Source organism: Nitrosomonas communis (assembly GCF_900114745.1).
Taxonomy (GTDB): domain Bacteria; phylum Pseudomonadota; class Gammaproteobacteria; order Burkholderiales; family Nitrosomonadaceae; genus Nitrosomonas; species Nitrosomonas communis_A.
In genome coordinates this window covers 1-8,055 of record NZ_FOUB01000102.1, presented here as the reverse complement: position 1 = coordinate 8,055, position 8,055 = coordinate 1, and the positions used below count along the sequence as shown (strand labels likewise).

The window sequence follows — 8,055 nt, the reverse complement described above, 5'->3', positions numbered from 1 at the left end:
ATGGATGGCAGTTATGTTAAAGCGCATCAACATAGTGCGGGAGCAGCGAGTCAAGAATCGCAGGCTATCGGGAAAAGCCGTGCAGCAATACCACAAAGATCCATTTAGCGGTCGATGGTTATGGCTTGCCAGTTGAGTTTGGAATCACCGGTGGAGAAGTCAATGACTGTTCTGCCGCACCTGATTTGATTGCCAGGTTGCCTGACGCAAAAACAATAGTTGCGGACAAGGGCTATGACAGCGAATGGTTACGGGAACAGATAACGAAGAAGGGGGTTCAGGCTGTGATACCGTGAAAGCGCAACTCGTTGAAGGGTAATGCAGATATGGATTGGGGTTTATATCAATACCGGCATTGGGTGGAGAATGCTTTTGCCCGGCTAAAACAGTATCGGGCAATAGCAACGCGATACGACAAACTGAAGCGAAATTACGAGAGTATGGTAGCCATAGCGTGTGGATATCTGTGGCTACCTATGTGAAATGTCAACAGACCCTAGCTTGTTTAAACGATTGATGATGCGGATAGCAAGCTTACTATCCGAGTGAAGAACTAACCCCTTTTCTGCCAGTTTTCTATCAGCTGCGCGAAACAAAGCCTGTATAATCAGATCCGTTGTCATCCTCTCATTCATGGCATAGCCTGTTAATTTGCCATTAAATAGCTCTTTTATGCCAGCCAGGTACAGCCAGCCTTCGTCTGTAGGAATAGAGGTGATATCGCTGACCCACGCTTTGCCAGGTGCGCTAATAGCAAACTCTCGTTTCAAAATATTAGGCGCGAACGGTAAATGATGTTTAGAATCGGTCTTGACCTTGAATTTACGCTTTTGCTTACAACGCAAATTCAGCTTCTTGCGAAGCACTCGAACACGGTATGCTGTAATCTGTACCCCCTGATCTACCAGCTCACTATGCAAGCGTTTCACACCGTAGGTCTCTCGGGTGCGTTGGTGTGCTGCCAGTATTTTTATTACCAGCCGTGCATTTTTTTGCTCACGCTCACAAGGTGAGCGAATATTCCAGGCAGGAAAACCACTCTCTGAACCTCGAGTACACGGCACATAAGTGCAAAGGGATATTGCTGTCGCAGCGTATCAATCATGCCGTATCTCACCGCGACTCCTTCGCGAAATAGGCCGCACACTTTTTTATGAAATCTCTCTCCATCTTGACTTCTGCCAATTCACGTTTGATCCTGGATAACTCCAGTTCAAGCTCAGTCAGTGAGTTCTGCTTTTTACCTACAAGTTGTGAGTTCGCCTGCCGTTCAGCATAAACCCAGTTCTTTAACGTTCCCTTAGGTAAAGATAGTCGTTTTGATGCTTCAACCAGCGTTAATTCACTTTCTTTAAGAAACTTGACCGATTGCTCGCGAAATTCCTGGCTATATCGTGTTCGGGGTAATTGTTCCATCTATATCTTCCATTTCATGTTTATATTTTATGAAACTTTGGACTCCATAAAACTCAGCATACCTCAGCCTTGTTTCTTCAATCGATCGGATAGTCGTCGAGAACCCAAACTGCATTTGTTTTCCACGAAAATTTGACGAACTTTGTCTGCAAGATACTGATCTTGCCGCATGTCTACACCAGCGCACTTAGCCTGTCACCAGGCATAGTAGGCACTTGCGCTAACTTCCATCACACGACACAGCACGGTTACTGGATATGTCTTCTGTTGCACCTGAATAAACCCGTACTTTATTCCTTTATTCGGCTTCTTTCGCAAAGAAGAGTGCGGCCTTTTTTAATCTCTCTCGCTCCATCCGCAATGGTTCATTTTCCTTACGTAAACGCAGCAGTTCAGATGGATCTGCCAAACTCAATCCCGGCTTCTTCGCTATCGATTCAGTGCCTGAAGGCGTACGCTCCGCCCGAACCCAGCGCCTTAAAGCGCTTAACGATATGCCCAGATACGCAGCAGCCTGCTGTTGACTATAACCTTTCTCGAGAACCAACCGAGCTGCATCCTGTTTAAATTCCAAACTATATTTGGGCCTTTTGTGTTTTCTATCGCGTTTTATCTCACTCATTTAGGGTCACCTCTTTTGACAGTATATAATTTGCCTTTAGATGTGTCCGGAGTTATTAAACCATTTCACTCCTTTCAGGTTATGACTAAAGAGAGCTAGGCTTTCATGCTAGCACTGATTACTGATGGACGCCATCATGTTATAAACTGCCAAGGCAGGTAAACTTCTAGTTGGCCTCATTTTGTTGGCAAGCTTTGGCAAATACATGCTGGCCGTTGATATTGTATTCTTTCCTCTTATCAGAATAGACAGAGTCAATCTCATAAGAACATTTGACAATAACTGCATCCGTTAGAAAGCAAGCAGTGCTGTCTTGGGTTTTGCTGATTAGGAAGAGATGCGGATTGTCTTTTGAGCAGCAGCAGGCGTTTTAGTGTCGATTTGGAGAAAGTTATGAAGATCTCAGTAAAAATCTTTGGGCTAATGTTGGGATTACCGTTGCTGGCCATAGCGGGTCAGTTTGAAGTAAGCGAATTCAAGTTGAACAACGGCCTCAAGGTGCTGGTAAAAGAAGATCACCGTGCGCCCGTGGTGGTGTCACAAGTCTGGTACAAAATTGGCTCTAGCTATGAACACGATGGCATCACCGGCATTTCCCACATGCTGGAACACATGATGTTCAAGGGCACAGAACAACATCCGGCCGGCGAATTTTCTCGTATCATCGCAGCCAACGGTGGGAGCGAAAACGCCTTTACAGGCGAAGATTTTACAGCATATTTCCAGAGCCTCGAAAAATCGCGGCTGGAGGTGAGCTTCAAGCTGGAAGCAGACCGCATGCGTTATCTCAAAGTGGATGAGGGTGAGTTCGCCAAGGAGCGAGACGTAGTGCTGGAAGAACGCCGCTTGCGCACTGAGGATCAGCCTCGTGACAAAACTATGGAGCTGTTCATGGCTTTGGCGTTCAGCAATGGCCCCCATAAAAATCCGGTTATAGGCTGGCCGGAGGATATTAAGGAGTATACCCTGAGCGATCTGCAAAAATGGTACCGTCAGTGGTATGCTCCCAATAACGCCACTGTGGTGGTAGTAGGCGATGTGCAACCAGAGGCTGTGCATGACTTAGCACAAAAGTATTTCGGCGTGCTAGCGCCCAGCCGGTTGCCAAAGCTAAAGTCGCGCACCGAGTTGGACCAGACTGGTTTGCGCCGCATGATTGTGAAGCGGCCAGCCAAGCTGCCGTTTCTCGTAATGGGATATAAGGTGCCGGTGTTAAAGGATGCTGTCAAAGAGTGGGAACCTTATGCCTTGGAAGTGCTTACTGGCATCCTCGACGGTGGCAATGGCGCACGCTTGCCATCCCGCTTGGTACGAGGCAAGCAAATCGCTGCTGAAGCCAACGTCGGTTACAACCTCTATTCGCGTCTATCAACACTGCTCATGATAGAAGCGGTTCCGGCGCAAGATCATGACACAGTGGCGCTGGAACAGGCCTTACGTGAAGAAATACGTCAATTGCAGGAAAAGCCGGTGGCGCCAGAAGAATTAGCACAAGTCAAGGCACAGGTGGTAGCGCACAAGGTTTACGAACAGGACTCTGGTTTCTATCAAGCTATGCAGCTAGGTATGCTGGAAACTGTCGGCCTAAGCTGGTCCAAGGTCGAGGAGTACGTGGACAAGGTCAAGGCCGTCACCCCCGAACAAGTACGGATTGTAGCGCGCAAATATTTAGTGGAGGATCGATTGAGTATTGCTTATCTGGATCCCCTACCCATTACCGATGACACGACGACTGCCGAAACGCTGCTGGAGAACACTCATGCACACTAAATTCTTAAGCGCATTCATCACCCTGCTGATTCTACTCAGCCCCTGCATGGCCCAAGCCACTCCAGGTATCCAGTACTGGACTACAGCTCAAGGTACACGGGTGTATTTCGTGCGCACCGAAGGACTGCCAATGGTCGACTTACGCGTGGTATTCGCCGCTGGTAGTGTTTATGACGGCGCACAGCACGGTGTGGCATCGCTGACTTCAGCTTTGCTGGATAGTGAGGCTGGTAAGTGGAACGCTGACGAGATCGCTCAGCGTTTGGACAGCGTGGGAGCGGTCATGGAAACTTCAGTCTCAAAGGATACCGGCTCCCTTTATCTGCGCAGCCTGACCGATCCGGACAAACTGAATGTGGCCGTGGAGACTCTGCACGCAATACTGACCCAGCCTCTTTTTACCGCCCAAGATTTCGAGCGGCAAAAAAGACAGGTACTTCTGGGCCTCCAAGAAAAAGAGGAGTCGCCAGGCGATCTAGCCGAGGTAATTTACGCCAAAGCCATCTACGGCGATCATCCCTACGGTCACCCCACTGACGGTGAAATTGGCACCGTCAGCAAGTTAACTCGCAATGATCTGATCAAGTTTTACCAACGTTATTATGTAGCCGCAAATGCGGTGGTGGCAGTAGTGGGTGATTTAGCTCGTGCCGATGCGGAAACCATAGTCGAGCGAGTGCTAGCTGGACTGCCGCAAGGTGCACCAGCAGAAACTCTGCCAACTGTGGCGGAGCCACTTGCCGCTAATACGGTGAAACGGTTCTCCCCTTCAACTCAGACCCATGTACTGGTAGGCGAGCCGGTGCTATCTTTCAATGATCCCGATTACTTCCCTCTTTATGTAGGAAATCATATACTTGGCGGCAGTGGTTTAGTTGCACGCATCACCCAGGAAGTGCGGGAAAAGCGTGGCCTTTCCTATAGTGCCAACAGCCATTTCTTCCCACGGGCCGGCAAGGGGCCATTTACCATTCGCCTGCAAACCCGTAACGGACAGACCGACAGAGCGATGAAAGTGATGATGGAAACGACCAACAAATTCATCGCTGAGGGCCCCACCGATAAGGAGCTGGAAGCGGCCAAACAGAACATTGTCGGCGGCTTTGTCCTTCGCATCGATAACAACCGGAAAATCGCTGAATATATGGCGACAATTGGCTTTTACGGCTTGCCGCTGGATTATCTGAATACCTTCACTGCCAAGGTACAGTCCGTCACTGTGGCCGATATCGTCAAAGCATTCAAGGCACGGGTTGATCCGGCCCGCTTCCAGACGGTATTGGTGGGTGGAGCGGCTGGGCAGTGATACTAGAAAACTTTAATCTGTTGTTGCGCACACTCGCTTCTATCATCCCACTTATTCCATTTTCAAATCAAAAGCAACGCGAAGGCGAGCCGCAGACAGTATAAATAATACGGCAAGGTGAAGCCGACAAAGTCAGTTTTGATTTTGAAATAGAATAAGGGAGGAATGAGGATACTGCAGCCAGTTCGGCAAGCAGAGTGGTTTATCCACCGAACGCCAGTCCTTGTTGACCGCTGAAACAAAGTTACATTTTTACGAATTTGAAGGATATATCGACGGTTTGGTTTTGTTGTTTACGCTGTGCTTTGCTTATCCCATTTGTGTTCGGTGGGACATGAGAATATTCTTTGAATAATTCTTAACTGGCTTGCCTATAATGTTGAAAACAAAAAGTAGATTGGTCGCATGAAACCTCCTAAAATTCAGATTAATCAGTGCTATTAGAAGAGAGAAAGGCAAAAATTCAATTATCCATACAATCATTGATATTGAAAAAGCTACTTTGTGAAAGCAATAATAAAAGTCAACGATGTCTAGATTGAATTGCAGAAAATATGCTAAGGTTTAAAAGTGGTGTTATCAGCTAATTCAGATTTCCCTATCGACGGTTTATCATGGGAGTTGTCATAACACGCGCAGCACCATGAGGTAATGATTTTCTGAGATACGCAGACACTACTTTTAAAAGGTTGTTATATCCAATCAAACTTTTAGGAGAATTTGCCATGATCAGCAAAAGATCAATCATTTCTATCGCTATTGGTTCTGTGTTTGCCATTACGTTAAGCAATGCCACTATCTCAATGGCGAGTAACGATTCTGCCATCATTCAATTTGAAGATAAAGGTTTCATGCTTGCCCAAACTCATCAGCACGGTCAAGAGAAAGGTAGCACACAAGGTGGAGATGGCAAGTATGGTGAAGGTCAGCGGGGTGAGTGTAGGAAATACAAACATGGTCAGGACAAAGAAAGTGGCGGCATGATGAAAGGTGGGCATGATTATGCTCATATGATCATCTCTCATGCTGATGCATTGAAACTAAGCGATGAGCAATTGGGGAAAATTATCCGCCTACATCTAAAAAACGAACAGGAACATGGGCAGCTCAAGCAGAAACTGCGTAAAAATATTAAAGCACTTAAAAAGGAAAGCATGAAACTTGACACGAGTGACGCCCAACTACGTAACCTTGGCAAAGAACTTACGGCTGCTTTCAATGAAATGATCGAATTTCACATTAAAGAGCGTCAAGCTATCCAAGCCATTTTATCAGACGATCAAAAAAACCAGCTGAAAACTATGAAAATGGATCACAATCCACATGGCGGTCAACATGGTGGGCATGGGGATCACTAGATCTATTAATTACTTTTAGCTGTTCCAGTGTAAAGCTCACATATAAACAAACTGTGGCTTCATGAGCAAATGAAAAATTGGTGGTCTTGTTTGCTCCTTTGCATGTTGACTACGTTGATATAAGAAATGGAGAGCAGCGCGAATGAACGCACTGCTCCCTGTGTGTTGCCTGGTTCTTCTCCCTACTCCAGACGTGCGTGATCCTCCGCTGGAACGGGGAGCGACTTTGTATTGCTGAGAAAAGAAGACGTAGGAAGCTGGGAAGGGAAAGAGAGATGGGTGGGAATTGTCTTGAGCGCTCTCCATGAGCGCTTTGGAGCTAAATCCCGCCATCAGCCCGGCCTGCAGGCCTTGACAGCATCGGCCTAGACCTCATCCGGGATGTTCCAGATGAGTGCTTCGTTGACTGCATCAAGCAAGAAGTCTGGGTCTGATATGGTGATCTTCCTTTTCGTTGCTTTGATTGAAATCAAAGGCTTTCCTCCCTGTGTAGATAACGTGAGTTCGACATAAGAATTACACCACCACGACTGGAAGAGCTTGAGGGAGCCTGATATTAAGCGAGGGTTTCTTCTCGGGGAGCGTGTAATTTCATTTACAAATCAAAAATGATGAGAAGGCGAGCTGCAGACAGTATAAATAATACGGCAAGGTGAAGCTGACAAAGTCAGTTTTGATTTAGAAATGGAATAAGCCACCAGTCCGACTATTAGATTAACGAAGAAGTTAAATAAGGTAATCCCCCGGCTATGCGCCGGGGGATTACCTTATTTATTCATCATCGCTGATTGCGCAATTCAACCACCGGCTAAAACCGGTGGGTTAGAGTTACGGACTGAAAGTCCGGATCGCATCGACTAAACGACGCGTCTTATTCCGGCTCCATTTTAAAATTATCGTTTGGATTTGCCTCAAAGTGATTCTCTAAGTATTGCTTGATCATCTCTTCTGTCATCTGACCCACTGTCGTGCAGAAATACCCTCACGCCCAAAAATGCCTTCCCCAGTGCTTCTTCTTAAGGTGAGGAAATTCTTCAAACAGATAGCTCGATGTTCGTCCTTTTATCCATCTCATGATCTCACTCGGAGCCATCTCCGGCGAACAACTCACTAGTATATGCACATGATCCTTACTCACTACGCTACGATTCTGATTTCAAATGCTTCGCACGTCTGACGAACCAACTCTCGAACCCATTCTGCTACCTCTTCTTTCAGAATCTTATATCGATACTTCGTTACCCATACAAAATGGTATTCAGTCTGATAAACCGTATGACTTCCATATCTATAATCCATGCCACACCTCCTATGTGGCATATTCTCGCAGCTAAAGCTGACCGGCTAAAGCCGGTGGTTTTAACCTTATGATGGATAATAAACACCGGTTTTCTTTTATTCATTTTCATTATTTCTTCTCTCATACTCTGATTAAAAGGCAGGTATTGTACAAGAACTCCTCTTTCTCACTACTCTATGAGTGATTACGCAAGGCACACTCTGTTCCGCCCACTCTCCTTCGCCTGATACAGCGCTTTGTCTGCCTGATTGAGCAGCGTATTTAGGTCGGTGTTTCTATCCTT

At 46.6% G+C, this 8,055-nt stretch carries 8 protein-coding genes and 2 pseudogenes; 5 read left to right on the top strand and 5 right to left on the bottom strand.

Annotation, left to right across the window (positions count from 1 at the left end):
• Positions 1 to 482: pseudogene (locus BM122_RS19440) on the top strand (IS5 family transposase); the annotation flags it as partial.
• Here BM122_RS19440 and BM122_RS19435 read toward each other — a convergent pair.
• The 3 genes from BM122_RS19435 to BM122_RS19425 all read right to left on the bottom strand — a co-directional run bounded on the left by BM122_RS19435 (position 471) and on the right by BM122_RS19425 (position 2,038).
• Complete coding sequence (locus BM122_RS19435; protein WP_074907150.1) at positions 471 to 1,064, bottom strand: DDE-type integrase/transposase/recombinase; 594 nt, start codon at positions 1,062 to 1,064, stop codon at positions 471 to 473. The pseudogene BM122_RS19440 and the gene BM122_RS19435 sit on opposite strands and share 12 nt — an antisense overlap.
• 49 nt (positions 1,065 to 1,113) lie before the next feature.
• Positions 1,114 to 1,416, bottom strand: a complete 303-nt coding sequence (locus tag BM122_RS19430; RefSeq protein WP_074907149.1) for a transposase — start codon at positions 1,414 to 1,416, stop codon at positions 1,114 to 1,116.
• 298 nt (positions 1,417 to 1,714) lie between these two features.
• Entirely contained in the window at positions 1,715 to 2,038 is a 324-nt protein-coding gene (locus BM122_RS19425; protein WP_074907148.1) for a transposase, read from the bottom strand.
• Positions 2,039 to 2,389: 351 nt separating this feature from the next.
• On the opposite strand from BM122_RS19425, the gene BM122_RS19420 reads away from it, so the two are divergent.
• The 4 genes from BM122_RS19420 (at position 2,390) to BM122_RS23660 (ending at position 6,841) form a co-directional block, all read left to right on the top strand.
• A complete protein-coding gene (locus BM122_RS19420; protein WP_256212229.1) occupies positions 2,390 to 3,808 on the top strand; it encodes a M16 family metallopeptidase in 1,419 nt (472 codons plus the stop codon).
• A complete protein-coding gene (locus BM122_RS19415) occupies positions 3,729 to 5,114 on the top strand; it encodes a M16 family metallopeptidase (RefSeq protein WP_218152174.1) in 1,386 nt (461 codons plus the stop codon). The genes BM122_RS19420 and BM122_RS19415 overlap by 80 nt, the downstream gene beginning before the upstream one ends.
• Positions 5,115 to 5,839: 725 nt before the next feature.
• Entirely contained in the window at positions 5,840 to 6,472 is a 633-nt protein-coding gene (locus BM122_RS19410) for a Spy/CpxP family protein refolding chaperone (RefSeq protein ID WP_074907146.1), read from the top strand.
• Positions 6,473 to 6,703: 231 nt separating this feature from the next.
• Entirely contained in the window at positions 6,704 to 6,841 is a 138-nt protein-coding gene (locus BM122_RS23660; RefSeq protein ID WP_177198221.1) for a hypothetical protein, read from the top strand.
• Positions 6,842 to 7,343: 502 nt separating this feature from the next.
• Here BM122_RS23660 and tnpA read toward each other — a convergent pair.
• Together tnpA and BM122_RS26360 are read right to left on the bottom strand one after the other, a co-directional pair.
• Positions 7,344 to 7,771, bottom strand: a pseudogene (gene tnpA, locus BM122_RS19405) (IS200/IS605 family transposase).
• A 185-nt stretch (positions 7,772 to 7,956) separates the two neighbouring features.
• The coding region (locus BM122_RS26360; protein WP_143083461.1) for a diguanylate cyclase domain-containing protein at positions 7,957 to 8,055 on the bottom strand (99 nt) is incomplete at its 5' end.